The 234-nt window shown below is 35.9% G+C and carries 1 pseudogene; it reads right to left on the reverse strand.

The annotated features are described in order from the left end of the window. Positions 1-234, reverse strand: a pseudogene (locus HMPREF2886_RS32770) (tRNA 4-thiouridine(8) synthase ThiI); the annotation flags it as partial.

Below are 234 nucleotides of genomic sequence, written 5' to 3' on the forward strand. Positions count from 1 at the left end.
ACACTATCGAGAATAGAAAAATCAAATTTTTCTTCTTCAGCTTCGATTTTGGCTTTAACCGCTTTTACTGTAGGATTCTTGGAGATAACACCACAAAACTCTGGCATAGTACGAGCAAAATCTTCCGTACCAATTTGGCGAGCGATATTAATGATATTTTCTTTATCGTGTGTGATAAGAGGACGCAGAATTAAGGTATCCGTCGCATTATCAATTAAACGTAGATTGGTTAAT

The organism is Pseudomonas sp. HMSC066A08, assembly GCF_001813025.1.
GTDB lineage: Bacteria > Pseudomonadota > Gammaproteobacteria > Pseudomonadales > Pseudomonadaceae > Pseudomonas > Pseudomonas aeruginosa.